Origin of the sequence: Psychroflexus curvus, from assembly GCF_020164585.1 — a bacterium.
GTDB classification, from domain to species: Bacteria; Bacteroidota; Bacteroidia; order Flavobacteriales; family Flavobacteriaceae; genus Psychroflexus; species Psychroflexus curvus.
On the sequence record NZ_JAIQZF010000004.1, the window covers coordinates 169,073 to 194,085 of the forward strand.

Here is a 25,013-nt window from a genome sequence, read left to right on the forward strand (position 1 = left end):
ATGAAAAATGGTATTGCTGGTAAACTAGCCAACGCATTTCTGACTTCTAAAATCACCATCTTACTGATGGTTGTATTTATGGGAGTAGGTATTTATGCTACACTACTCATTCCAAGAGAGGAAGAGCCACAAATAGACGTGCCAATGGCCGATATATTTGTCAGCTATCCAGGAGCGAGTCCCAAGGAAATCGAATCCAAAGTCATCATTCCTCTGGAGCGTGTCATTTCCAATATTGAAGGTATTGAATATGTACATACCACTTCTATGCAGGGACAAGGCATGCTTATAGCTCAGTTTTATGTAGGAGAGAATGTTGTAGATTCTTATGTGAAACTCCATAACGAGATAGAGCGGCACATGGACGAAATACCCAAAGGCGCTTCTCCCCCACTCATCAAAACAAGATCTATAGATGATGTTCCTGTTGTTGGGCTTACACTTTACAGTGATAAGTTCGACGATTACCGCCTTAAAGAAATTGCTGATGAGCTTATTGTAGAAATCGAAAAGGTGGAAAATGTGTCTTCTACTGAAGTTATCGGTGGCAGAAGCAAAGAATTAAAAATCAGTTTTGATCATCAAAAAGCAGCGCTATACAATTTGGATATTTTAAGTGTGACTCAGAGGATTCAGGCCAATCACTCCAGATCCAAAAGTGGTGTGATTCAAAATCAAAACGAAAATATTCTTATCACCACTGGGAATTTTATTAAAACTGAAAAGGATCTGAAACAAATCGTTGTTGGTACTTATAAGAACAGTCCCGTATACCTCCATCAAATAGCAAAGGTAGAGGAAGGTCCTGAAAAACCAGAGAGTTATGTAGAATTTGGTTTTGGCGCTGCAAGTGCAGAACAAGAAGAAATGCCTTCTTCCTACTCTGCTGTGACGCTATCGATTGCCAAAAGAAAAGGCTCCGATGCGATGCAGGTAGCCGACCAGATTATTGCTCAAAAAGAGCGCTGGGGACAATATATTATTCCAGAGGATGTAGAACTGGAAGTCACACGTAACTATGGAGAAACCGCATCGGCTAAGGTTACTGACTTGCTTTTTAACTTGCTAAGTGCCATTATTGCCGTCACTTTAGTGGTGATGTTATCTATGGGTTGGCGCGGAGGTCTCGTGGTTTTTATTTCGGTTCCTATCACCTTTGCTTTAACCATGTTGAGCTATTATCTATTTGATTATACCTTAAATAGAATAACCCTTTTTGCACTTATTTTCATTACCGGGATTGTGGTAGATGATTCTATTATCATTACAGAAAATATGCACCGGCATTTCAAGATGAAGAAAAGGTCCTTACGGAATGCAGCCATTTATGCGATCAACGAAGTTGGTAATCCTACCATTTTAGCAGCCTTTATTGTTATTGCTTCAGTGTTACCCATGGCGTTTGTAAGTGGACTTATGGGACCTTATATGAGTCCTATGCCCATAGGGGCCTCTATAACAATGATTCTTTCCCTTTTTATTGCACTTACGATTGTACCCTTCCTTGCCTTTTACTTTTTAAAAGGGGATGGCAAACAAGACAATGGGGAAGAAGAAGATGATGAAGAAGCTATCAAAAAAGCAGATAAGCTCAGTGATGATAAATTAAAATCGACCAGAATATATAAACTCTATGAAAAAGTACAGCAGCCACTTCTGGAAAGTTCGAAAAAACGCTGGCTCTTTATTGGAAGTACGGTCGTCCTTCTTATCGCTTCGGTATTTTTGTTTTTAAATGAATCTGTGTTGGTGAAAATGCTTCCCTTCGATAACAAAAACGAATTTCAGATTGTTATCGATATGCCAGAAGGTACTCCATTAGAGGAAATGCAGGCCGTTACATTAGATATTGCAGAGTATGTCAAGGGCAGAGAAGAAGTCGTGAACTATCAAACCTATGTAGGCACAGCCTCCCCTATTACCTTCAATGGTTTGGTGAGACATTACGATCTCAGAAACGATGAACATCTTGCAGACATTCAGGTGAATATCACCAACAAAAGCGAACGTAGCGCACAAAGTCATGATATTGCAAAATCCTTCAGAAAGGATGTGAAAGCAATTGGAGACCGCTATGGTGCGGTCATAAAAATTGTGGAAGTTCCACCTGGACCTCCTGTATTGTCTACAATCGTTGCCGAAGTTTATGGTCCAGATTACGATGAGCAAATAAAGATTGCCAAAAAAGTTAAAGGTATTTTACAGGAAACTCAGGATGTGGTCGACATCGACTGGCGTGTAGAAGCCGACCAAACCGAAGTTGAATTTATAGTGGACACCGAGCGTGCCAACCTGGAAGGGGTGAGCACTCAGCAAATTGTTGAAACTATGCGACTAAGCCTTGGGAATACTTCTATTGGCATGGCGTACAGAGAAAATGAACGCGACCAGGTTAGCATCACCTACTACACTCCAAACCTTGAAAAATCATCTACAGGTGATTTATTAAAGTTAAAAGTAAAATCACAACAGGGCCACATGGTTAACATTGGAAACCTTGTGAGCCTGGTAGAGCAGCCCATAGAAAAAAGCATCTATAGAAAAAATAAACGCCGAGTAGTGTATGTCACGGCAGAAATGGCTGGCGAGTTAGAAAGTCCAGTCTATGCTATTTTGGGCATGGAAGAATACCTTAAAGATATGCACTTGCCAGAAGGCTATTCTATACAAGAATTATATACAGACATCCCTGTAGATACAGAAGATTACTCTGTGAAATGGGACGGTGAATGGCAAATCACGCTGGAGGTATTCCGAGATCTTGGTATAGCTTTTATAGGTGTTATTTTCATTATTTATATGTTGATCGTTGGCTGGTTTCAAAGCTTCCGCTCCCCTATAGTAATGATGATTGCCATTCCACTTTCATTAATAGGGATTGTGTTAGCACACTGGCTCTTTGACGCCTTCTTTACGGCTACTTCATTTATTGGTATGATAGCCTTAGCGGGGATTATGGTAAGAAACTCGGTTTTACTGGTCGACTTTATAGAAATTCGTCTCAACGAAGGCATCTCCCTTAAGCAATCTATCATTGAGGCAGGAGCGGTGAGAACTACACCTATATTATTGACCGCAGGAACTGTCGTTATTGGAGCCGTTGCGATACTCTTCGATCCGATTTTTCAAGGTCTTGCTCTATCTCTCATGGGGGGGACTATTGTTTCGACATTTTTAACCCTAATTGTTGTACCCCTTGTGTTTTATATGGTGATGAAAAAGAAATATAAATAACAGGGCGTTTTAACGGGCTGTTCGTTACAAGTCCGCAAGACAATAGCCAGATTTTCAAAAACCTGGACTGGAGCTTCAAAAGTCGCTCTGCCAAGTTAGAAAATCTAGGCTTTTGTCTTTTACGGGATTTTTACTTCCATCCCAAACGCAAAATCAGTGCTGAGGGCTTAGAGGTATGTTTTTTCTGGTCAACTGGTTGTCGGTTTTCAGTAAAATTGAATAAAGAACCTTAAATTTTGAATTTGTCATTCAGAAGGAGCTTTTTCAGCGACTGATAAATCTTTAATATTGAAAGACAGATAGATTCCCTGCCTTTGCCAAGGAAACCAGCCTGCCAGAGGCACGACAGGCAGGCGCAGGCAGGCTAGTCGAAGCGAAAGAGTGGTTAGTGGTTTCAAAATTTAAAAAATTATATTCTTTATTCTTTATTTTTTATTCGGTGTTCGGTATTCAGAAATCTTTGAAACAAGAGCCAGGGCTTAGAGACTAAAGATTTCAACTGCTAACCTAGCACTTCTAATATTTAATACCTTACTTCTGATATCTAAAATCTAACTTCTAATATCTTTCAAAAAACAACTTACTCCATCAAAACCTGGAAAAGCATCATCAGGGCAATAGAAACGGTAGCTATAGTAGCAACATGCTGTTTTTTAGCATTTTCTAAAGCATCTGGCACAAGATCTGAAAAAACCATCCAAATCATGGCCCCGGCCGCCAGGCCTAATCCTACGGGCAGGAACGACTTAAAGGCGGAAACAAACAAAAACGCAGGTATAGCTAAAAGGGGTTGCGGCAAACTGGAGACCACACTCCAGCCTGCAGCCTTCCATGTACTCATGCCTTTGGGAATCAATACCAGGCTAATGGCTAAACCTTCAGGAATGTTGTGTATAGCAATTGCAACAGACATAAACACACCAAATCCTTCTTCACCTCCAAAAGACACGCCTACCCCAACGCCTTCTGCAAATGAATGTATAGTCATCACACCAATGATCATCAATGCTTTCTTTGCATTCGCTCCCTTTAGCTTACCAACATGAAGATTTTCATGACTGGATAGCCATTTCTGGCTTAAAAGGATAAAAACCAGACCTATCAATACTCCACTAATTGTTTTATAAAGGTCATAATTTATGCCTTCATTAATCAGGCGAAAACTGGCGGCCAGCATAATTCCCGATGCGACTCCACCAGACCAGCCCAGCCATTTCTTGGGCATTTTTTTTGCGAAAAAGAAGGGAATTGCTCCAAAACCCGTCGTAATTGCGGTGATTAAGGCGTATAAAAAAACTCTAAATACAGTCTCGTCAAACATAACTTCAATAGTATCGAATGTTCATCAGGATCAAAAACAAATTAAATTCTTGTAGCATTCAAAAAGATCGAAATAAGACAATTTACTAATTTATAATAAACTCTACTGCCGATTGAATGTGTAAATCGGTCGTTTTAATATAAGGTATTTTTGAGCTTTCATCTTTGAGCAGAATTGGTAATTCTGTACACCCTAAAATAGCAGCATCGATTGTATCCTGATGCTTTTCAATCAGTTCTTTATAAAATGCTTTGGCCTCTTTAGAAAATATCCCTTTTGTCAATTCATCGGAAACGAAATAATGAGACTTTTCGATAGCTTCTTCCTCTGGAATGATGACCTCTAAGTTGTATTTTTCGATAAGGTAATCCTTCAGAAAGGCTTTGGTTATAGTTGGTCGGTTTCCGAGTAGCAGTAATTTTTTGTAATTGTGTTGAACCGCTTCTTTTCCTATCGAATCTCCAATGTGCAGAAAGGGAATTTCAAGTTGAGGTTGAACATATTTTACCGCCATATGCGGCGTGTTGGCACAAATGACAATAGCTTCGGCACCAGCTTCCTGAAGTTTTTTGGCAGCATTGAGGTAAACCGAATTTATTTCCTCCTGCTCTTGACGCCGCATCACATCCATAGTAATGCTGTAGAGTAAAAGTTCCGGATTTGAATGTGTCGCATTTTGCTCAATAACCTGTGCATTGATGGCCTTGTAATACTCTAAGGTTGAGTGGTAAGAAGTTCCTCCAATAAGTCCTAATCGTTTCATGATACATGTTTTAGGTTATATCAAGTTAAGCTTTTTTCACAAATTCAGATTTTAAAGCCATCGCTCCAAAATCTTTAATCTTACAGTCGATATTATGATCGCCGTCAGTAAGTCGGATGTTCTTCACTTTAGTCCCCGCTTTCACGGGTTTTGGAAAGCCTTTGACCGGAAGGTCTTTAACGACGACAACGCTATCGCCATCTTCAAGTACATTTCCATTGGCGTCTTTTATGACTGGCTCATCGTTTTCTGCTTCGGTTTCTTCAGATTCCTTTTCTCCAGGATTCCACTCAAAACTACACTCCGGACAATTGTAAAGACCTTGTTCAACAGCATAGCCGTAAGGCGATTTGCAACTTGGACATTCTTTCATTTCTTCTGACATAAGTTTTTGATTTGATTGCAATGGGAGCTCAAAAGTGCGGATTTATTTTACCTTTTACCATTTAAATCGGATGCAATATCATAATAAATCACAATCCTGATTTGACTTTTACTTATCAAAGCTTATGCTCCACATTCCTCTCACTTCGTTTACGTCATAGCCAATCGCATTATCTTTAGGGTAAAGCGCCTGAATTCTTTCCAAAATTTTCGGTTGAATTTCTTCACCAGGGGTACCGTGACATTTTAAACACATATCGTTGGTGACGATGGGATAATAGAAATTTACGTTTTCATTTTCTTCGACGACAATAGGTTCTGGTTGTTCCCCATTTTCTAAGATCTGCTTGTACAGAGAAATGTAGTTCAATTCTTCTTCATTAGCTTCATTTTTGGGGTTTCTGTACTTATCAGACACTCGCTTTATTTTAGCATTATGCTTAGTAGACATAGAATCTGTAAGCGGCATGGCCTGCACATTACAAAACGAAAGCGCATGTAAAACACCCTCCTTTTGGATTGCGCCCATCAGATTTTTACCTAAAGTCGCTTTGGTAGATTTGGCGTAAGTCATCCCAATATCTGCATAATTTTGCTCTGGTTCTGGAAGTTGAGCAACAGATTTTCCTTTTTGCCTGTACCTTTTCTCATGATTTTTTTTCCAGTGTTGCTCAAACCACTCTGGTTTTTCTATTTCATAATCATAGATAAACGCTGCAATCGCTTCTATGTCTTCCTGTGCATAAGGCTGATAGGGCATTAACCCAAAGCGCTTAACCGCCCCTTTTAACTTAGCTTTATCCTGAGCTGGCTTCTCTACAAAATTCCAGATATCCGCCATAAATTCTTTTTTAGATTTAGCATCTTTAGAATACCTTGCTTTTATGGCAATCATCGGTGGAGCAATCATAGACCCCTCCTCAGCTTTTGGATTGTGGCAGAGGTAACACTTGTTTTCCATAAGTGTCTTTCCTCTTACTGCTATTTCTTCTGAATTTATATCCGTTGACTTGAGCTCGAAGTACTCGGCTTTATCTCCTTGAGATGACTTTTTACAGGAGGTTAGGCTCGCGAGTATCACTGAAACCATTAGAATCCATTTCATAAGTAGTAATTTGAAAAAGCAAGTTACATGACTTGGGTGACTTTTATGGTAACTTAAGTTACAGGGAGGGGGTTTTAGACGGTAGACGGTAGACGAAGACGAAGACGAAATTAAAAAAATATCAGATTGAGGAACTTTAAATTTATTGAATAACCTTTATAATTCAGCATTCAATATTCGGTATTCAGTATCAAGTATTCACCATTCCTTAGCCCCGATAGCAATGGAAAGCCCTCAACCCCCAAGGCTTTGGGGGGGGCGGACTTGGAATGTATAGCGGGAATAGCTCCTGAAAAAACAACTTCAGATTCTTAAACACCAGAAGGCTTATTGTAATGGCGAAAATCCGCTGTAAATGAGTATACCTACAATAGCTGTGATGAGTAGATAGTAAATTAATGCAGGTAGAGCATTTATTCTGATCATTTTTCCTTCTGCGCCAATACAGCCAACTGTTGCAGAAACGGCTACAATGTTATTTATGCAAATCATGTTTCCAATGCCAGAACCTATTCCTTGCATTGATAAAATCAGAATAGGTGAAAAGTCGAGAATTGAAGCAGTTTCAAATTGAAATGACATAAACAGGATATTGGACACTGTTGCTGAGCCGGACATGAAAGTTCCTAGCATCCCCACGAGTGTAGCAAAGAAAGGATAGGCTGCGCCCGACAGGTCTGCCGTAGCTTCAGCCATGGTAGTCAGCATACTGTCCATTCCACTTGTATTTACTCCAGAATTGAGCATGAGTTGTACCAGCCCGACTCCTGCTAAAAGGGCTATTGCAGCGGCACTAATTTGTTTGAAAGTTAACTGCCATGCTCTTTTAATATCCTTTTTACTCATTTTATGAATGAAGTGGGTGGCTAAAGCAACTAGCATAAAAGGAATGGTCCCAGGCAGATAAGCCCACTTCAAATTGTAAGTCAGATCTTTTATTCCCGCCACATTGGTTAAGGTGAATTCCTGATCCATAAGAAGTTGTTTTATGCCAAATGCCGGAATTCTCGAAATCACAAGAATAATTGCAATGAGAATGTAGGGGGACCAGGCTTTAAAGAGTGACATTTTGGATTCTCCTGTATTTCCAGTATCAATTTTGGAAGTCCATAGTTCTGGCCAGGCCGACTTGTGTGGGAAATCCCATTTCTTTTTTGGGACTAAAAACCCGTGTTTTGCAGCAATAATAACAATGCCTAAACCGATAAAAGCACCTACCAATGACGGAAGTTCCGGACCAAAAAAGACAGCTATAAGCAGATAGGGAATCATAAAAGCAAGTCCTGCAAAAATGGCAAATGGAGCTGCGGCTAAAGCAGGCTTAATCGATTTTTCCTTACCAAAAACACGTGTCATTATTGCAAGCCCTAATAAAGGAATAAATATTCCGGCAATGCTATTGGGGATAGCAATCCATTCGGTCAATGCCATTTTGAAACTTTCAGCAGAAATGCCTGTGGAGGCAATATTTGTTCCAAGTGTACTCATAGATCCAAATATGGGAGTCCCCACTGCTCCAAAAGGTACTGGAACAGTGTTGAATATAAGAGCAACCAGGGCGGCGGCCAGCGGTGGAAATCCCAGACCTACCAGCAGAGGTGCTGCTAAAGCAGCGGGGGTTCCAAAGCCAGCAGCTCCTTCAATAAAGGCTCCAAACATAAAACCTATGATGATTGCCTGGATACGCCGATCATCTGTGATCCCATTAAACCCATGGTTGATTGTAGCCATGGCTCCGGATAACTTGAGGGTATTTAAAATCAAAATAGCTCCAAAAATGATGATGAGAATGTCAAATGCTTTTAGAAATCCAAAAAAGGTGTAGCCTAGAACAAATTCAATACCCATATTCCATTTAAAAAAGGCTACCAGCACCGCTAATATTAATGCCAAAGGCAATGCTTTGTTGGCACCACAATTAAACCCAGCCATTAAAATAATCGTAAGAAGTATTGGCGAAAAAGCTAGTAATGCATCCATAAAAATAGATTGAGATCAAGTTTATAAATAACCACTAACAAACTTAAAACATCTTTTTGATACGGCTCTCAAGTATTAAAATGACTTTGGACATAAATTGTTATAATTACCAGTTTAAGATAATGCTCAATTTGCTTTACTTATAGTTTCTGGAATGTGTAAAAATCCTTCAATTAACAATTTTCAGGAAAAGGTCACTGAGAAATAAGTCTATCTCTAGCTTGATGAAAGCAACTAAATTAAAAAAGAAAACTAACCGGCTAAACCTTTGAAACATGTTCAAAAATCAGACTTTCAGAAATTTGTTTTTGAAAGGCTATAAATTAAAACCAACTACCTGGTGAATTCTTTGTAAACAATATATAAACCCATCAATAAAACGAACCACCCAAAGCCTTTTTTTAATTTTTTCCCGTTGATGAATTTATTCAGCCAAATCCCTAAAAATATACCAATGACAGATAGTCCTGTAAAAATCCCGAGGAATTTCCATTCGATATCTATGTTTTGAACATCACCTATAAACCCAATCAGGGATTTTACAGCTATGATTAATAAGGAAGTGGCGACAGCTTTTTTCATAGGTAACTTAGCTAACAATACCAAAGCAGGAATGATAAGGAACCCTCCTCCTGCTCCAACAATTCCTGTGAGAAAACCTACGACAATACCTTCTATGATAATCAAGGGATAATTGTAGTTGACTTCACTTTCGGCCTCCTTAATATTTTCTGTTTTGTCTACGATCATAGAATAGGCTGCCAGTAGCATAATCAGTGCAAAAAATAACATGATTCCTACACCTTTGGTCACTTCGAAGCCCGAAACCGTAAAGAGTGAGTCTGGAATGGCAGGAACTGCGAATTTTCGGGTGAGGTAAACAGCGATAAAAGCGGGGATGGCAAAAACCGTTGCTGTTTTGATATCGACTAAGCCCTTTTGTATGTTCCTGAGTGCTCCTACCAAACTAGCTGTACCAACGACAAAAAGCGAATAGGCTGTGGCCGTTACGGGGTCTTCTGAAAGTAAATATACTAGAACCGGAACAGTAAGTATGGAACCTCCCCCGCCGATTAAACCAAGCACTATACCTATGATGAGTGCCCCAAAAAAACCTGATAATTCTATTATTTCCATAAGATGGATTTCATTTTAAAACGTAAAGATAGAATTAGACCAAAGCTAATCAGTAACTTTAGTTACATTGAAAGTAAGGCTTTAAATTGATTTTGAAAGATTATTATTTATCTTAGCAAAAAAATTAGAAATGGCACTAGAACAAGAGGTGATGCAAAAAATGAAAGAAGCGATGAAGGCCAAAGATTCGGTCGCCTTAGCTTCTTTACGATCTATCAAAAGTGAAATTTTGAAGGCTAAAACTGCTACTTCCAGCAAGGATGAAATTCCTGAAGCTGAAGAATTGAAATTGGTTCAAAAACTGGTAAAGCAACGAAAAGATAGTGCTGATTTGTATCTAGAGCAAGACCGTAAGGATTTGGCTGAAGCAGAATTGGCTGAAGCTAAAATCATTGAACAATTTTTACCAGCACAGTTAAGCGAAGAAGAAATTGATAAAGAAGTCAAGTCCATTGTAGAAGAAACTGGGGCTAGCTCTATGAAGGATATGGGAAAAGTAATGGGCATGGCTTCTCAGCGCCTGGCTGGAAGAGCTGATGGAAAAACAATTTCAAAAATTGTGAAAGGCAACTTGTCTTAAGCTAATATTATTGTAATCTTGCAATTCATAGATTTCCGTTTTCACGGAAATTTTAGGCCGCGTAGTTCAACTGAATAGAATATCAGATTTCGGCTCTGAGGGTTGGGGGTTTGAATCCCTCCGCGGTCACGAATAAATACTTCAAAAAAGAAAAAACGCCAAGTTTACTTGAGCGTTTTTTTGTTTGAAGTATTTTCAAACCGGAACGCTTTGGGATGCGCGAAGCGAATCCTCAATGAACACAGCAAGCAGAAAACCACGTTATTTTTCATAGTGGAGTTCTTTGTTTTCGACACAATCAAAAGCGGAACGCTTTGGGATGCACGAAGTGAATCCTCGATGAACACAGCAAGCAGAGAACAACGCTTTTGCTCATAATGAAGTTCTTTTTTACAAATATAAGCGGAAGCGGAACGCTTTGGGATGCGCGAAGCGAATACTCGATCAACACGACGAGTGGAAAACCACGCTAAAAATAGAGTGGTTTTTTTATTTTGAGAAAAGCGAAAGTTCATGTGGTTTTAAAAAGAAACAGCCAAATTGAATCAGAGATAGGTGGGATTTACTACACTTTTGCTGACCCAAGGTCTGACTTCAATGTAAAACTAAATTTCAGATCAGTTAACACTTCAAAAATAATTCGTTTTAAGATCTAGCTGAAAGCAGTTTTTCCAAAACGGTTTCCACCCCATGATTATCATTACTTGATGTAGCATAATTGGCTACTTCTTTAACCCGAGGATGTGCATTGGACATGGCGTAACTAAATTGTGCTAACTTCAACATTTCAATATCATTGTTATAATCACCAAAAATCATCGTCTGCTCAGGTGTTACCCCCAAGTTCTTTTGAATTTGTTTTAGAGCAAAGGATTTATTGGCTTCTTTATGAGAAATATCAACCCAATTCTGTGCAGAAACAATCACTTGGACCTGATTGACAACTGGCTGAAGGTAAGGATACACAAACTCCTCTGAGGAATCAAAATGAAAAACTGCAATTTTTAAGAATTTGTCATCAGTGACCTGAGTAAGATCATCGACTTGTGAAGCCTCTGTATAATATTCGCGTAGTTTGGAAATGAAACTTGAATCTTTGGATTCAATATAAGCTGTTTTTCTACCGCATAAAACAATATGAGAATTCTTTATTTCTCTAATGCGTGAAATACAGTCTGAAATTTGATTTAAGCTCAATTGCAGTAAGACGTTGGTTTCGTCCTTATACTTCATAACAGCACCATTCTCTGCGATAATGCTAATGTCATTATTGATAGAGGGAAACTTGCTTAATATGCTTTGGAATTGTCTTCCACTCGCTGCTACAAAATGAATATTCTTATTTTTTAGCTGCTGAAACTGATTCAGAAATTTTGTACTAACCTCATGTCGGCTATTTAACAGGGTGCCATCCATATCGGAAACCACCAGTTTGATGTTCGAAAAATCCATGTTATAATTTATTTTTTGGTCATTGAACCAAAGTGCGTGATAACTCCACAGAGTTTCAAAAAAAAAACAAATGTAGATATCATCCATAACATAGACATAGATTTTGAGTTTTTAGAATAAATAATTTAGAAGTTAATGATATAATGATCTCATGACTTTGCTTAAGATTAAACGCTTTTGTGTGGATTTTGTATATTACCCGTCAAGCTAAAACACATGAATTTATGACTTCTTTTCAAAAAGAGTTTACGCTAAAGGCTTATAGTAGAGGCTTTCACTTAATAACCAAGGAGATAATGCAAGAAGTAAAACAGGAGTTGAGTTCAATTGACATAGGTGTTTTTCATGTTTTCATTCAACACACTTCTGCTTCATTGACGATCAATGAAAATGCAGATCCATCTGTAAGAGTAGACTTTGAAAGCCACTTCAACGATTCGGTACCAGAGCACGCTCCATATTACACGCATACCATAGAAGGGTCTGATGACATGCCCGCCCATTTAAAGGCCTCCACTTTAGGTTCTTCATTAAGTATTCCTATAAGTCATGGCGAGTTGAATCTGGGGACCTGGCAGGGCATATACTTATGCGAACACAGAGATAATGGTGGTAGGCGAACTATCGTAGTCACAGCCTTAGGAACTCTTTCAAAACACTAGCTTTAAATAGAAACCCTCTCCTTTTGATAGTGATTTTCAGTTGGACTGCAATTAAAGTTTAAGCCTGTTACGACCGATCAATAGGTTTTACACTAATGTTTAGCTTTATTATGGTGTTTCACCAATTTCATCAATCTCGCTTATCATAAAAAATACTATCATAAAGTACCTTTAAAAATAAGTTAGATGAGCAAATAGAGCGAAAACATTCGCAGTCTGCTTGTCAATATGTAAATAATCAAAACTTAGGCGAATTCAGATTCGTTTACTTTTACGCTTTCTACAATTTTTTAATTAACTTTAAATATGACCATTGAAGCTTATATTACTCTTGCTATTATTGCCATAAGCATGTTCTGCTATATCAAGGAGAACATTCCAGTAGATTTGGTTGCTATAGGCGTCATGGTGAGCTTGGTGACCACCGGCGTAATTGATGCCGACAAAGCCATTTCTGGCTTTGCCAATCAGGCTACTCTTGCCGTAGCCGCCATGTTTATTTTGAGTCAGGCGTTGATCAAATCGAATTTAATCGACTTGTTAGTTCCATTGATGCAAAACTTACTGGGCAAAGGATATCCAAAATCCATATTTAGTATGGCATTTATGGTGAGCGGAATTTCAGCATTTATAAACAATACCCCCGTAGTAGCTACCTTTATTCCAGTAGTGAACAGGACTACAAAAAAGCTCAAGCGCTCTCCTTCCAGGTATTTAATCCCCCTTTCCTATCTGGCTATTTTTGGAGGCTGTTGCACTTTAATCGGCACTTCCACCAATTTGCTTGTCAGCGGAATGGCATCAGACAGGGGATTTGAGGATTTTAATATGTTTACACTTGCGCCCATTGGACTTTGTTTGTTTACAGTAGGCTTGCTGTATTTGATGTTTGCTGGCCGTTACTTTCTTCCAGATCAAGGATCAAAAGACCTGATGGAAGAACAGGAAGAAACTAAACGATTTTTAGCAGAAGTCAGGCTAAAGAAAAAACCCGAGGAAGAGGAAATGGATTTAAATAATTTATTCCAGGATAAAGACATAACGATCAAAACTCACAAAAGAGATAATGAAACTGAAGATAAACCAGATCAATCTAAAAAATTAAAAGAAAATGACTCGTTGTTGATTGAAGGCTCTCTTAAAGAAATGAACAAATTGATTAAGGATGACTATTTCAGTCTAACAGAAGACTTTGAGGATAAAGAATTTCCCGATGAGGAAACCCGTATGCTGGAAATCATCTTACTCCAGAATTCAGACCTCATAGGTCAAAAGCTCGAAGAGGTCGATTTCCTAAATCGCTACAATGCCAATGTTATAGGCATTCGCCAAAGAGGTGAAAAACAACTTTCTGATTTAAAGGAAGTAAAACTACAGGCCGGTGATATCCTGGTTTTACTAACCAATGAAAATGGATACCAACTCCTACAGGAAAGTCAGGAAAAACGAAATTCACCCTTTATCTCCGTGAGTGAACAAGTAGTAAGCGACATAAACCCAAAGAAGTTATACATTTCGATTTCAGTGATACTATCTGTTATTCTTTTGGCTACTTTCAATATTTTACCCTTGGTGATTTCAGCTTTCGGGGGGATTGTTATTTTAAATAGTCTTGGAATCATCAGTATGCAAGAGGCTTATCGGGCGATCGACTGGAAAGTGATTTTTCTGTTGGCCGGCTCCTTAAGTTTGGGGGAAGCAATGACCAGCAGCGGCCTTTCTCAGAATATTAGCGAGATGCTGATAAGCACAACCAGCGAATTTCAAAGCAGAATGCTTTTAGTTGCTGTTTTTTATGTGTTTACTTCCCTACTCACGGAAACAATGAGCAATAATGCTTCAGCAGCTTTAATGGTACCCATAGCTTTTTCGGTTTCCTCAGGTTTAGATACCAATATTTTACCCTTTTTGGTAACCATTGCCATTGCTGGAAGTGCGAGTTTTATGACGCCCATTGGTTACCAAACCAATACCATGGTTTTTAGCGCAGGTAAATATAAATTTACGGATTTTACGAAAGTAGGGGCTCCACTCCACCTCTTATTCGTGATCTTAGCCAGTATACTTATTCCTTATTTTTATCCGTTTTAGACTCCTTTTCTACTTCTGAGTCATCGTAAAAGCGGTTCAGTTTTCTCTGCAAAAGCTGATACCTATAAATACCAAAACTCAGTAAAAAAGCACTGATTCCAAAGAGAGCATAACCTACCCAGCTTAAGGGATCAAAGTCCTTGAGTTTGATGAAAGCTATACCTGCTACAATAAGATAAAAACTTGTCCGGATGTAAGCGAAAAAAGTGCGTTCATTAGCTAAAGTGGTGCGCTCCATAGCTAAAAAATCACGCAATATTATTTTTTCATCATTCTTGAAGTCACTCCTAAATCTTCTAAATCGTTTCATGGTTTATAGTTAATGTATTTCAATGTAATAAAAAGTATACAATTTTCATTACTTCTTATAATACTCTTAAAAGCTTTGCATTTCACAGGTCAATAAGTATTTTGAACAAGTATTAATTATTATACAATAAACCTGAATAGTAAATTTATACACATCTGCTTAATATCCAAAGGCAGGTGCTAATAAAACAGAAATAGACTTTTAATTTCTTTAGCCAAAACAACAAATCCTATTTTGGCTCAGCCTAAAAAACTCACAGGTTTATATAAGCTCGGTATTAATGAAATGTTTAGTTGCTACTCAGCTCGCTTTTAGCGTTTCATATCGAACTGAGGATTTATTAATTTTAAAAAAAATAGTGTGAAAAATTCAGTTATTGCAACTCTGCAGGAAAATAAAAATGACTTTAAGGAGAAAGAGGATTTAAAAGCCCTTATAGATTCCATCAAAGACAAGAGAATTGTAATGATGGGGGAAGCTTCTCATGGAACTCACGATTATTACAACTGGAGAGCCAAGATTTCTAAACTTTTAATGGAAGAGCATGGTTTTGATTTTGTTGCCGTTGAAGGAGATTGGCCAGCCTGTTATGAACTCAACCGCCATGTCAAAAATTATGAAGATGCCAGTGAAGAAACAAAATCGGTACTCAGGGAATTTAAAAGATGGCCGTCCTGGATGTGGGCCAACTGGGAGGTCCACGAGTGGATGCAATGGCTTAGAGAATTTAACAAAGAACTGCCATCAGGCAAACGTAAGGGCTTTTACGGTCTGGACGTATATAGCCTTTGGGAATCGCTGGATGCCGTAATGGAGTATCTGAAAAAAGAAGACCCGTCTGCTTTTGAAACTGCTAAAACAGCCATGCGCTGTTTTGAACCTCATCGCGATGAAGGAGGACAAACATATGCCTTATCCACAAGATTGGTTCCTGAAGGCTGCAGCAGAGAAGTCAGTCAATTGCTTTCTGAAATTCGTAAAAACGTATCCAATTATAATTCGGATCGTGAACACGCTTTCAGCACCGAACAAAATGCAGTGGTCACTAAAAATGCTGAAAAGTATTATCGCATCATGGCTTCCGGCGACGAATCCACCTGGAATCTTCGAGACCGACACATGATGGATACCCTTAACCGGCTGATGAAATTTCATGGTGAAAATGCCACGGGAATCGTCTGGGCACACAATACCCATATAGGCGATGCTTCTTACACCGATATGGGTGACCAGGGTTTATACAATATAGGAGAGCTTGGTCGGGAAGAATATGGAAAAGATAAGGTATCTCTTATTGGTTTTGGCAGTTACCGCGGAAGTGTGCTGGCAGGAAATTCCTGGGGTTCAGAGGTTCAGGAAATGAAGTTGCCGGAAGGTCGTGAAGATAGCTGGGAAGATTTATGCCATCGCGCAGGAGATCAGTTTCACATCCATATGGAGGATCTCAGGCACATTCCTGAATTGCAGAAAAGAATCCCTCACCGGGCAGTAGGTGTGGTTTATAATCCCAACCACGAGCGGTTTGGAAACTATGTGCCTACGCTTATCACCAAACGCTATGATCATTTTTTGTTTTTTGATAAAACCAAGGCCTTAAATCACATAGATGTTTCTGTTGAAGACTCTAAACTTCCCGAAACCTATCCTTATGGATTGTAAAGTTTATAAGCCCATAAATGACTTAGAGGATTTACCGGAATTGAAATTCAATTTGATTCTGAACTGTCTGAGTAATTTTCACCTAGGCAATTCAGTTTTATAATAACAAAACATCCATTTTAATAAGTGAGCTTTAGGTATAAGACTAACATTTGAGCTTAGGCTCGACTAAACACATTTATAGTATTAACTTAAATTCAAAAGATGAATAAATCACACAGGAACAAAATCTACGATCTGATTTGCGTTGGCGGAGGAATAATGAGCATGACTTATGCTTTGATGCTTAAAATTTTAAAACCTGAGTTTGAAATTTTAATTCTCGAACGCCTTTCAGAAACCGGCCAGGAAAGCTCTAAAACCATGAACAATGCAGGAACAGGGCATTCTGGCAATTGCGAACTCAATTACACGTTGGTAGAAGATAACGGTCATGTCGATATCTCCAAAGCACTCGATGTATGTCATGATTTCGAACTCACCAAGCAATTCTGGAGCTATCTCATCGAAGAAGATTTTATATCGAATCCAGATTCATTTGTGTTTCCGACTTCCCATTGCAGCTGGGTACATGACGAAGAACAGGTGAAGCTTCTCAAAAAAAGATTTGAAAAAATGAAAGCCAGTGTGGAGTTTGAGAACATGGAATATACCGAAGATTTTGACAGCATGCGCGACTGGTTTCCTGTCATTATGAGGAATAGAGACGATAACGAACATCTTGCAGGAACACGAATTAAGCAGGGGACAGAAATTGACTTTGAAGCGGTCACCAAATCTTTTATGAACATCCTGAAAAACGAATTTGATGTCGATATTTTGGTAGATCATGACGTGAAAGATGTCAATAGAACCCACCGGGGTTGGACTGTTGATGGCAAGACTGCCTCTGATGAAAAATCCTTTTCATTTGAAACAGAAAAGATTTTCATTGGTGCCGGTGGCGGAGCACTCCTACTCCTTCAAAAATCGGAGATTGAACAGCATAGTCATTACGGTGGTTTTCCCGTAAGCGGAAAATGGCTGGTTTGCCGTAACGAAGAGCTTATCAAAAACCATGATGCTCAGGTGTATTCCAAAGCCAGCGGAAATAATCCGCCCATGTCTGCTCCACATTTAGATTCCCGTCACATCGATGGAAAAAAAGCACTTATGTTTGGTCCGTTTGCAGGATTTAGTACCAAATTTTTAAAAGAAGGCTCCTCCCTAGACCTTCCCCACTCTATTAATTTTGAAAACATTCCTACCTATTGGGGGGTCTTTTGGAAAAACCTTGACCTTACCAGATATCTTGTAGAACAGGTGGTGACTGGAAAGGATGCCCAGTTGGAAGAATTAAGGAAATTTGTAAAAGATGCCAAGTCTGAAGACTGGGAAATGCAAAACGCTGGACAAAGAGTTCAAATTCTTAAGAAAAGTAAAGAAGAAGGAGCCTTGCTGGAGTTTGGAACTGAAGTTGTTTCCAACAAAGATGGTACGGTTACAGCTTTACTTGGCGCTTCACCAGGAGCTTCAACCGCAGTCAAAATTGCTTTAGACATTATAAAGCAGGAATATCCGGATTTACTGAATTCGGACGAAGTCAAAACTAAGCTTAATCACATGATCCCTTTTTGGGATAAACCCGTTGAGGGGAATGAAGATGAATTCAGAAAAATTCGTGAGCAATGCCATGAGAAACTGGGCCTGAAGGTTAGTGCTGAATAGCGCATTAAATTGTTTTGAAAGTTTTAAATTTTAATAAGAGTATGGTGACTAATCAGCCTCTTTATAACATCACTAATCGCAATGCTATTTCAGACAAAGCTCACAAAGCAAACCCGCGAAGAAACGCAAAGTATAGCGTGTCACTGATTTAAAAAATTCACCTTCTTGACTAAGCGCAAAGCGATGCTTGCTTGCTTGAAAAAAATTAGTAAAAAAGCGAATTCAGTTGCTGATGTTCGATTAATGGATGACTTATTACCTACTATTTATTCAAAAAAAATAATTCAAAAACAATACATGATGAGTACAAAAAAAGACATGATAGAACGTCAACTAAAAAAAAGAAGCATTGAAGATAAGGCGGTCTTAAAGGCCATGCAGGACGTGGACAGGAGGCTTTTTGTACCTGAAGATATGAAAGACAAAGCTTATGAGGACAGTCCCCTGCCTATTGGGAAATCTCAGACGATAAGTCAGCCCTACATCGTTGCCTATATGGCCCAGGCTCTAGGACTGAAAGATAGTGATAGAGTCCTTGAAGTAGGAACAGGTTGCGGTTATAATGCTGCTGTTTTATCACGCTTAGCCAAACAAATTTATTCGGTTGAAATAATAGAATGGCTGGCTAAACAGGCTAAAGAAAACCTCAAAAAAACTGACTATGACACTATTGAAGTTCGACATGCCGATGGTTATGAAGGCTGGCCGGAAGAGGCCCCTTTTGATGCGATCCAACTTACAGCAGCACCCCCAAAAATTCCTGAAACCCTTAAAAAACAACTTAAGATTGGCGGTAAACTATTAGCACCTGTGGGAACTTCTTCACAAAAATTGGTGCTTATCGAACGACTGGAAGAGGATAAATTTAAGAAGGAAACCTTACTGATGGTGAGATTTGTACCAATGACGGGGGAGGCTCAAAAAGATTAAACATTTGTATCTTCAACGAGTTAACTATTTTCAAAAGAAAAAAATGGCCAGCAACACATATAAAGAGAAACGGGATTTCGATAAAACAGACGAACCTAAGGGGAGTAAGAAAAAAAGCAGCGGTGACAAGCCTATTTTTGTCATTCAAAAACACGATGCAAGTCAGCTTCATTATGATTTCAGAATAGAGATAGATGGCACCCTGAAATCCTGGTCTGTTCCTAAAGGACCAAGCACCGATCCCAGTGAAAAGCAAATGGCAATCCCTACTGGGGATCATCCTGTTGACTATGCAGATTTTGAAGGCGTAATTCCAGAAGATGAATACGGTGGGGGAACAGTAATGATTTGGGATAAGGGAACCTTTGAGAATATCAAGAGAGATGAAGATGGAAATTCTATGGGTCTCAAAACATCTTTCGAAAACGGAACCATTGAAATTGAATTGCATGGAGAAAAACTGAAAGGGGGTTATGCTTTGATAAAGATGGATAGCGGAAAAATGGAAGGCAACTGGTTACTCATCAAAATGGATGACGATAAAGCCGATGCTCGCCATAATCCCACCAGCACCGAACCAAAAAGTACTGAAACAGGGAGAACCCTGAATGCCATTGAAAAAGAAGAAAGCGACTCATGAAAGCTCTGAAAGACATCCTGGCAGATGAGGTTTTCAAAAAGGCTGAAAAGAAAAAGTTTCCGGGCTTTATGCCGCTCATGCTTGCTACCTTAACAGAGGACTACTTCGATGATCCGCAGTGGATGTACGAAAGAAAACTCGACGGTGAACGCTGTGAAATTCTAATAGAAAATGAAAAGGTTTCTATCTTTTCAAGAAATGAAAAGCAACTGAATTCGACCTATCCTGAATTTGAAAAGGCTTTGGAAAAAGAAAACTATCCCAATCTTATTTTGGATGGCGAAATAGTCACTTTTGACGGACATGTCTCCAGTTTCAGCAAGTTACAGGATAGAATGCAACTCAAGGATAAAGAGGAAGCGAAAAACTCTGACGTGAAGGTCTTTTTATATGTGTTTGACATCATGTATTATGGAGATTTTGCCCTTGATCAACTTCCGTTGAAGGCGCGTAAAAAGGTCCTGAAAGAAGCGCTTAACTGGGACGATCCCATTCGGTTTGTAGCTCATCGCAATGAAGACGGTAAATCCTACCATGAAGAAGCCTGTAAAAAAGGCTGGGAAGGCATTATTGCTAAAGACGGGGAATCTGCTTATGTACACAGCCGGAGCAAAAAATGGCTCAAGTTTAAATGCTCTAAAGGCCAGGAACTGGTTATAGGCGGTTTTACTGAGCCTGAAGGAGAACGTCTGGGTTTTGGAGCTCTGCTTGTTGGCTATTATGAGGAGGGTGCACTTATGTACGCCGGAAAAGTCGGAACCGGATATGCTGACGAGTTTCTTAAGAAATGGCGAAAAAAATTTGATCGGGTTGAACTGGACTCCAGTCCTTTTGAAAATTTTGATGACGACGAAAACGGATTCAATCACTGGATCAAACCGAAGTATGTTGGAGAATTTGGTTTTACAGAATGGACCGACGATAATAAACTACGCCACCCCCGATTTTTAGGTATTCGAGATGATAAAGAAGCAAAACAGGTAACTCAAGAAGTCCCAAAATGAAAATAGAAGACATCGATATATCACATCCCGACAAAGTTATTTTTCCCGACCTGGAAATCACCAAGTTGGACATGATAAACTATTACGAAAAGATCGCGGATAAGATGTTGCCTTATCTCAAAGACCGGCCACTCACTCTTCAGCGCTTTCCGGATGGTATTGAATCTGACGGTTTTTATCAAAAAAACGCAGCGGATTATTTTCCGGATTTTATAAAAACCATTCCTATAGAAACCAAAGACGGACGCAATACGCAGGTGATTTGCAATGACAAGAAAACGCTTATCTATTTAGCAAACCAGGGTGTCGTAACCTTCCACATTTGGCTATCAAAAAAAGAAAAATTACATACACCTGATAAAGTTATTTTTGATTTAGACCCTCCAAAAAATGCTTTCGAAAAAGTGAAAGAGGCTACACAGAAAATTGGCAACTTCCTTCAAAAAGAAGGAAAAAACCCCCAGGTGATGACCACAGGCAAAAGTGGATTTCATATCTGGTATGCCGTCAAACAAACCAAAGATTTTGATGAGCGACGAGAAAAAATAAAAGCGCTGGTTGAAAACATGAGAGAAAAACATCCTGATATTCTGACTACAGCTATCAGAAAAGATAACCGCGACAATAAAGTGTTTGTCGATTACTTACGCAATGCCTACGGTCAGACTTCCGTTTGTCCATTCTCTCTCAGACCTATCCCCTCTGCTGGAGTTGCCACGCCAATTCGATGGGATGAATTATCAAAAATCGAAAAACCAGACCAGTATGGGTTTTCGAATATTTTCAGACGCTTAGGGCAAAAGGCATAGGTGGGTTATTGGTATTGTAGAATGAGTTATCGGTACCCTCGATAACTCATTTTGTTTAATGTCGGTTTGTAAGCCATAAGTTTGATTTTTATTTTAAAATATTCTTAAATCGAAGGTCATAGCCTTTGTTTTTAGTAGTTTGACAATAGTTATAGATTTATTTAAAAGATGAATATCTATTTTAATTAGTCAAACATTATATAAAACAAATTATATGGCAATGATAACAAAACAAGAAGTTTTAAAATTAGTGAATGAACAGAGTTCAAATTATGTTTCTATTTACATACCAACACACCGGGCTGGTGCGGAAACATTAGACGGTCAGGATAAAATCAGACTAAAGACTCAGCTTAAAAATGCTAAAGCTAAACTAGAACAGCGAGGTTTGAGCGATAAAGAAGTGGAAGAATTGGTCAAACCTGTAAACGAATTGATAAATGACAATGAATTTTGGAGACATCAATCTGACGGCTTAGCTATTTTCCTATCTGAAAACACCTTCAAGAAATATACGGTACCCGTCAATTTTGAAGAGTTTAATTATGTAGCCGATGAGTTTTATCTCAAGCCATTGATGCCGCTTTTCAACGGTGATGGATTGTTTTATTTATTATCACTTAAGAATGATGAGGTTAAATTTTATGAAGGCACCCGATATACCATGACAGAAGTTATTACTCCAGAAGAAGTTCCTTCAAGACTGGAAGATGTTGTCGGCTATGATTTTGAACAGAAAAACCTACAGTTTAGATCTGGACAGCAAGGCGATAGCAAATCCGGAATGTACCATGGTGCCGGAGAAGGCAAAGCTGAAGAATTGAATGAGATGAAACGCTACTTCAGAGCGGTAAACGATGGTATAATGACTATGCTTCATGATGACCAAAATCCGCCCTTAGTAGTGTCTTGTCAGGATTTTCAATTCCCTGTCTATAAGGATGTCAATACGTATCAAAACCTATATGATGAGCACGTTTCAGGAAATCCAGAGGACAAAGATATCAACCAGCTTCATGAAGAAGCCTGGAGTTTATTGCAACCTCATTTTACTAAGACACGCAAAGAAAAGTTGAACTTATATTCAGAATATATCGGAACTGGTAAAGCTTCAGCAGATATAAATATGATTGTAAAATCGGCAATTGAAGGAAGAATTGATAGTCTATTTGTGCAAAGCGGAGCCGAAATATTCGGTGATTATGACCACGCTAGTCAGGAAGCGAATATTCAAGACAAACTTACCGATAACAATATTTCTTTGCTTAACCTTATAGCTATAAAGGTTTTCGAAAAGGGTGGCAGCATTTATATTATGGAAAAAGAAGCGATGCCCGATGAAAACCATAAAAAAGTAAATGCTTTATACAGGTATTAAACTTTCTTTAACTGAGTTCAAGTATCAAGAAATTATTGGGTGTCAAATCCTAATAATTTCTTGTTATTTATGACTTAAAATACTTAGTTTTAGTCAAAAATTTAGAGCAATGCAGAAAAGCCAATTACAGAAAATCAACAGTGTTTTATTATTTTGCTTACTTCTGATCATTGGATTATACTACGGTTCTTCGTTTTTGATTCCCCTCACTTTTGGCATATTTTTTACCACGCTGATGATGCCAATTTGCAATTTTCTTGAAAACAGACTAAATCTGGGAAGAATACTGGCGTCATTCATTAGTACATTCATTCTATTTATAGTGGTTGGCGGACTTTTCTTTTTACTATTCAGTCAGCTTAGTTTGTTTATAAATGATCTTATAGAAAGAAAACAGGACATCTTTGGTTTTGTTGATAACCTTCAACAGCAAATCGTTGATTCTACGGGGTTCACTCTGGAACAACAAAAAGAAATGTTTAATGAGCGTATTTACGGGTTAATCCAAGAAGTTCAAAAACACTTGTCTGATGTTTTTGGAGGTTTTATTGATATATTAGTTAGTTTTTTACTGACATTAATTTATGTTTTTCTACTACTGATCAATCGTAAAAAATTCAATGAATTTTTGATGAAATATGTGTCCGAAAAAAACAAACAAAATGCAAAAATAATTTTACACAAATCTAAAAATGTTGCCAACCGCTATCTTTGGGGAAGAGCTCAGGTGATGATTGTATTGGCTGTCATGTATAGTATTGCATTTTTTGCCTATGACTTAGAGTATTCTGCACTGCTGCTAATTTTTGGAGTTTTGGTCACTATTATACCCTATATAGGTCCCTTACTTAGTGGACTTTTACCAGTTCTGTTTATGCTCGTTATTAGTCAGAATTCCACAGAGATTATTTCATTTACTATCCTCATAGTGATAATTCAACTCATAGAAAGTTATGTTTTGGAGCCCTTGCTTATAGGCTCTGAAGTCAAACAAAGTCCGTTGTTTGTCATTATAGCTATTGTTCTGGGCGGTGCTATATGGGGCTTTGCAGGACTGATTTTATTTGTGCCTTTATTTGGAGTTATGAAAATTGTATTTGATAACACTCAGGATCTCAAACCTGTAGGCTTTCTGATTGGTTATGATGACAGTGGAGCTAAATTAGATTTTTTGACCCAATGGAAAAATAAAATTATGGGAAGAGACTAAGTAGCGGTGAGTTGGTGAGTTAAGAAATTGATTTTTCAATTTTATAGCTAAACTTTAGTCTTATGTTTTTTGACTTAGCTCTTTAAAAAGGCAAACTAACTATTGGATATTAAAGAAGTGAATTATGGAAAAAATATTATCAGGTATCAAGATTGAATGTCAACAGGGGGATATTGCTGCACAGAAAGACATCGAAGCTGTAGTGAATGCTGCAAATGCTCAGCTTAAAACAGGTGGTGGTGTAGCAGGTGCTATACATCGCGCTGCCGGACCTGGTCTTTATGATGAATGCAGATCTTTAGCACCCATCAACCCGGGAGAAGCCGTTATTACGGGAGCTCATGAGCTTCCAAATGATTATGTGATTCATTGCCTGGGCCCTGTTTATGGCAGAGACCAGCCGGAAGACAAACTCTTGGCAGATTGCTACCGTAATGCTCTGGAAATTTCAGAAGAAAATAAGATTGACTCTGTTGCATTTCCAGCTTTATCCACTGGTGCTTTTGGATATCCTACAAAAGATGCCGCTAAGATAGCTTTTGAAACTATATCAGAGATGCTTCCAAAATTACAATCAGTCAAAAAGATTCGATTTGTACTTTATGGTAAAGAAGACTTAGACATCCACGAAAGCATTGTATCCAATCTTTAGGCATC

Annotated in this window: 21 protein-coding genes and 1 tRNA gene; 14 read left to right on the forward strand and 8 right to left on the reverse strand. The window is 38.5% G+C overall.

Annotated features, from left to right (window positions below; translation table 11 throughout):
* A complete protein-coding gene (locus LB450_RS07305) occupies positions 1 to 3,234 on the forward strand; it encodes an efflux RND transporter permease subunit (protein WP_224487264.1) in 3,234 nt (1,077 codons plus the stop codon).
* Positions 3,235 to 3,814: 580 nt separating this feature from the next.
* On the opposite strand, the gene LB450_RS07310 is transcribed toward LB450_RS07305, so the two are convergent.
* The 6 genes from LB450_RS07310 to LB450_RS07335 all read right to left on the reverse strand — a co-directional run bounded on the left by LB450_RS07310 (position 3,815) and on the right by LB450_RS07335 (position 9,924).
* Positions 3,815 to 4,459: a ZIP family metal transporter gene (locus LB450_RS07310; protein ID WP_224487265.1), complete on the reverse strand. Its 645-nt coding sequence runs from the start codon at positions 4,457 to 4,459 to the stop codon at positions 3,815 to 3,817.
* Positions 4,460 to 4,640: 181 nt separating this feature from the next.
* Positions 4,641 to 5,318, reverse strand: coding sequence for an aspartate/glutamate racemase family protein (locus LB450_RS07315; protein WP_224487266.1), 678 nt, complete (start codon positions 5,316 to 5,318; stop codon positions 4,641 to 4,643).
* A gap of 25 nt (positions 5,319 to 5,343) precedes the next feature.
* On the reverse strand, positions 5,344 to 5,703 hold the full coding sequence (locus LB450_RS07320; protein WP_224487267.1) for a zinc ribbon domain-containing protein YjdM: 360 nt from the start codon (positions 5,701 to 5,703) through the stop codon (positions 5,344 to 5,346).
* A 108-nt stretch (positions 5,704 to 5,811) separates the two neighbouring features.
* Positions 5,812 to 6,807 carry a c-type heme family protein gene (locus tag LB450_RS07325; RefSeq protein WP_224487268.1) on the reverse strand — a complete coding sequence of 332 codons (996 nt, stop codon included), beginning with the start codon at positions 6,805 to 6,807 and terminating at the stop codon, positions 5,812 to 5,814.
* A 327-nt stretch (positions 6,808 to 7,134) separates the two neighbouring features.
* On the reverse strand, positions 7,135 to 8,787 hold the full coding sequence (locus LB450_RS07330; protein ID WP_224487269.1) for an L-lactate permease: 1,653 nt from the start codon (positions 8,785 to 8,787) through the stop codon (positions 7,135 to 7,137).
* 333 nt (positions 8,788 to 9,120) lie between these two features.
* Positions 9,121 to 9,924 carry a sulfite exporter TauE/SafE family protein gene (locus LB450_RS07335; RefSeq protein WP_224487270.1) on the reverse strand — a complete coding sequence of 268 codons (804 nt, stop codon included), beginning with the start codon at positions 9,922 to 9,924 and terminating at the stop codon, positions 9,121 to 9,123.
* A gap of 130 nt (positions 9,925 to 10,054) precedes the next feature.
* Between LB450_RS07335 and LB450_RS07340 the strand changes: the two genes are divergently transcribed.
* Together LB450_RS07340 and LB450_RS07345 are read left to right on the forward strand one after the other, a co-directional pair.
* Entirely contained in the window at positions 10,055 to 10,504 is a 450-nt protein-coding gene (locus tag LB450_RS07340) for a GatB/YqeY domain-containing protein (protein ID WP_224487271.1), read from the forward strand.
* A gap of 55 nt (positions 10,505 to 10,559) precedes the next feature.
* Positions 10,560 to 10,633, forward strand: a tRNA-Arg gene (locus tag LB450_RS07345).
* Between the two features lie 516 nt (positions 10,634 to 11,149).
* On the opposite strand, the gene LB450_RS07350 is transcribed toward LB450_RS07345, so the two are convergent.
* Entirely contained in the window at positions 11,150 to 11,956 is an 807-nt protein-coding gene (locus LB450_RS07350; protein WP_224487272.1) for an HAD family hydrolase, read from the reverse strand.
* Positions 11,957 to 12,180: 224 nt separating this feature from the next.
* Between LB450_RS07350 and LB450_RS07355 the strand changes: the two genes are divergently transcribed.
* Both LB450_RS07355 and LB450_RS07360 read left to right on the forward strand, forming a co-directional pair.
* A complete protein-coding gene (locus tag LB450_RS07355; RefSeq protein WP_224487273.1) occupies positions 12,181 to 12,618 on the forward strand; it encodes a secondary thiamine-phosphate synthase enzyme YjbQ in 438 nt (145 codons plus the stop codon).
* 306 nt (positions 12,619 to 12,924) lie between these two features.
* Positions 12,925 to 14,709: an SLC13 family permease gene (locus LB450_RS07360; RefSeq protein WP_224487274.1), complete on the forward strand. Its 1,785-nt coding sequence runs from the start codon at positions 12,925 to 12,927 to the stop codon at positions 14,707 to 14,709.
* Here the strand turns inward: LB450_RS07360 and LB450_RS07365 are convergent.
* Positions 14,684 to 15,019: a DUF202 domain-containing protein gene (locus LB450_RS07365; protein WP_224487275.1), complete on the reverse strand. Its 336-nt coding sequence runs from the start codon at positions 15,017 to 15,019 to the stop codon at positions 14,684 to 14,686. The genes LB450_RS07360 and LB450_RS07365 overlap by 26 nt on opposite strands.
* Before the next feature lie 360 nt (positions 15,020 to 15,379).
* On the opposite strand from LB450_RS07365, the gene LB450_RS07370 reads away from it, so the two are divergent.
* The 9 genes from LB450_RS07370 to LB450_RS07410 all read left to right on the forward strand — a co-directional run bounded on the left by LB450_RS07370 (position 15,380) and on the right by LB450_RS07410 (position 25,008).
* Positions 15,380 to 16,678 carry an erythromycin esterase family protein gene (locus LB450_RS07370; RefSeq protein WP_224487276.1) on the forward strand — a complete coding sequence of 433 codons (1,299 nt, stop codon included), beginning with the start codon at positions 15,380 to 15,382 and terminating at the stop codon, positions 16,676 to 16,678.
* 204 nt (positions 16,679 to 16,882) lie between these two features.
* Positions 16,883 to 18,385: a malate:quinone oxidoreductase gene (locus tag LB450_RS07375; protein WP_224487277.1), complete on the forward strand. Its 1,503-nt coding sequence runs from the start codon at positions 16,883 to 16,885 to the stop codon at positions 18,383 to 18,385.
* Between the two features lie 300 nt (positions 18,386 to 18,685).
* The gene (locus tag LB450_RS07380) at positions 18,686 to 19,315 is read left to right on the forward strand and encodes a protein-L-isoaspartate(D-aspartate) O-methyltransferase (RefSeq protein ID WP_224487278.1); all 630 of its coding nucleotides are present in this window, start codon (positions 18,686 to 18,688) and stop codon (positions 19,313 to 19,315) included.
* Between the two features lie 43 nt (positions 19,316 to 19,358).
* Positions 19,359 to 19,955, forward strand: coding sequence for a DNA polymerase ligase N-terminal domain-containing protein (locus LB450_RS07385; RefSeq protein WP_224487279.1), 597 nt, complete (start codon positions 19,359 to 19,361; stop codon positions 19,953 to 19,955).
* A complete protein-coding gene (ligD, locus tag LB450_RS07390) occupies positions 19,952 to 20,959 on the forward strand; it encodes a non-homologous end-joining DNA ligase (protein WP_224487280.1) in 1,008 nt (335 codons plus the stop codon). The genes LB450_RS07385 and ligD (LB450_RS07390) overlap by 4 nt, the downstream gene beginning before the upstream one ends.
* On the forward strand, positions 20,956 to 21,768 hold the full coding sequence (gene ligD / locus LB450_RS07395; protein ID WP_224487281.1) for a non-homologous end-joining DNA ligase: 813 nt from the start codon (positions 20,956 to 20,958) through the stop codon (positions 21,766 to 21,768). Before ligD (LB450_RS07390) ends, ligD (LB450_RS07395) begins: the two co-directional genes overlap by 4 nt.
* Positions 21,769 to 21,982: 214 nt before the next feature.
* On the forward strand, positions 21,983 to 23,146 hold the full coding sequence (locus LB450_RS07400) for a baeRF7 domain-containing protein (RefSeq protein WP_224487282.1): 1,164 nt from the start codon (positions 21,983 to 21,985) through the stop codon (positions 23,144 to 23,146).
* Between the two features lie 109 nt (positions 23,147 to 23,255).
* The gene (locus LB450_RS07405) at positions 23,256 to 24,356 is read left to right on the forward strand and encodes an AI-2E family transporter (protein ID WP_224487283.1); all 1,101 of its coding nucleotides are present in this window, start codon (positions 23,256 to 23,258) and stop codon (positions 24,354 to 24,356) included.
* Between the two features lie 124 nt (positions 24,357 to 24,480).
* Positions 24,481 to 25,008: a macro domain-containing protein gene (locus tag LB450_RS07410; protein ID WP_224487284.1), complete on the forward strand. Its 528-nt coding sequence runs from the start codon at positions 24,481 to 24,483 to the stop codon at positions 25,006 to 25,008.
* Positions 25,009 to 25,013: the final 5 nt, after the last annotated feature.

Bases quoted from the DNA above. Each gene is read 5' to 3' on its own strand.
- LB450_RS07305 (WP_224487264.1), top strand. From the start codon at position 1: ATGAAAAATGGTATTGCTGGTAAACTAGCCAACGCATTTCTGACTTCT.
- LB450_RS07310 (WP_224487265.1), bottom strand. From the start codon at position 4,459: ATGCCCAAGAAATGGCTGGGCTGGTCTGGTGGAGTCGCATCGGGAATT.
- LB450_RS07315 (WP_224487266.1), bottom strand. From the start codon at position 5,318: ATGAAACGATTAGGACTTATTGGAGGAACTTCTTACCACTCAACCTTA.
- LB450_RS07320 (WP_224487267.1), bottom strand. From the start codon at position 5,703: ATGTCAGAAGAAATGAAAGAATGTCCAAGTTGCAAATCGCCTTACGGC.
- LB450_RS07325 (WP_224487268.1), bottom strand. From the start codon at position 6,807: ATGAAATGGATTCTAATGGTTTCAGTGATACTCGCGAGCCTAACCTCC.
- LB450_RS07330 (WP_224487269.1), bottom strand. From the start codon at position 8,787: ATGGATGCATTACTAGCTTTTTCGCCAATACTTCTTACGATTATTTTA.
- LB450_RS07335 (WP_224487270.1), bottom strand. From the start codon at position 9,924: ATGGAAATAATAGAATTATCAGGTTTTTTTGGGGCACTCATCATAGGT.
- LB450_RS07340 (WP_224487271.1), top strand. From the start codon at position 10,055: ATGGCACTAGAACAAGAGGTGATGCAAAAAATGAAAGAAGCGATGAAG.
- LB450_RS07350 (WP_224487272.1), bottom strand. From the start codon at position 11,956: ATGGATTTTTCGAACATCAAACTGGTGGTTTCCGATATGGATGGCACC.
- LB450_RS07355 (WP_224487273.1), top strand. From the start codon at position 12,181: ATGACTTCTTTTCAAAAAGAGTTTACGCTAAAGGCTTATAGTAGAGGC.
- LB450_RS07360 (WP_224487274.1), top strand. From the start codon at position 12,925: ATGACCATTGAAGCTTATATTACTCTTGCTATTATTGCCATAAGCATG.
- LB450_RS07365 (WP_224487275.1), bottom strand. From the start codon at position 15,019: ATGAAACGATTTAGAAGATTTAGGAGTGACTTCAAGAATGATGAAAAA.
- LB450_RS07375 (WP_224487277.1), top strand. From the start codon at position 16,883: ATGAATAAATCACACAGGAACAAAATCTACGATCTGATTTGCGTTGGC.
- LB450_RS07380 (WP_224487278.1), top strand. From the start codon at position 18,686: ATGAGTACAAAAAAAGACATGATAGAACGTCAACTAAAAAAAAGAAGC.
- LB450_RS07385 (WP_224487279.1), top strand. From the start codon at position 19,359: ATGGCCAGCAACACATATAAAGAGAAACGGGATTTCGATAAAACAGAC.
- ligD (WP_224487280.1), top strand. From the start codon at position 19,952: ATGAAAGCTCTGAAAGACATCCTGGCAGATGAGGTTTTCAAAAAGGCT.
- ligD (WP_224487281.1), top strand. From the start codon at position 20,956: ATGAAAATAGAAGACATCGATATATCACATCCCGACAAAGTTATTTTT.
- LB450_RS07400 (WP_224487282.1), top strand. From the start codon at position 21,983: ATGGCAATGATAACAAAACAAGAAGTTTTAAAATTAGTGAATGAACAG.
- LB450_RS07405 (WP_224487283.1), top strand. From the start codon at position 23,256: ATGCAGAAAAGCCAATTACAGAAAATCAACAGTGTTTTATTATTTTGC.
- LB450_RS07410 (WP_224487284.1), top strand. From the start codon at position 24,481: ATGGAAAAAATATTATCAGGTATCAAGATTGAATGTCAACAGGGGGAT.